This is a genomic window from Vibrio sp. 1069, assembly GCF_033340555.1.
In genome coordinates this window covers 1-503 of sequence record NZ_JAWOWP010001026.1, presented here as the reverse complement: position 1 = coordinate 503, position 503 = coordinate 1, and the positions used below count along the sequence as shown (strand labels likewise).

Here is a 503-nt window from a genome sequence, read left to right as displayed (position 1 = left end):
CAAAAAAACAGCCCTTATACCAGTGATACATTTGTGTTCACCAACAGGAAAGGCCAGGGCTTAGATACCCACTGGGTGAGTAAAAAAATTTGGCACCCAACACTGAGTAAAGCAGGGCTTAAAAAGCGCCGTGCCTACGAAACCCGACACACGGCTGCCGTGCTCCATATTGCGGCTCATGAGAACCCACTTTATATCTCTCATATGCTTGGGCACAGTGATACTCAACTCTTGTTCGACGTGTATGCGCCTTATGTCGCTAACGCTTCACGTATTGATGGGCAAGCGTTCACTGCCATGATGTCAGGAGGCGCACAATGACGATCCTCACCTTTGAGAAACCCGAGCATTTTCTGAAAAGCCTCACACAATACCAACAAATCGCCGCTTTTGCGCTCGGGGGGCAGAACCCTAAAGTTTATGTACATTTAAAGGCAGCTGGGATACCTCAAGCACTCGCACACCAACAGGCGATTGAGAGGCTAGCGAACCATTTCTATCAA

The 503-nt window shown here is 48.5% G+C and carries 1 protein-coding gene and 1 pseudogene; both read left to right on the top strand.

Annotated features, from left to right (window positions below; genetic code table 11):
• Positions 1-321 (top strand): annotated as a pseudogene (locus R7040_RS30405) (integrase); the annotation flags it as partial.
• The coding region (locus tag R7040_RS30400; RefSeq protein WP_411978242.1) for a hypothetical protein at positions 318-503 on the top strand (186 nt) is incomplete at its 3' end. The pseudogene R7040_RS30405 and the gene R7040_RS30400, both read left to right, overlap by 4 nt.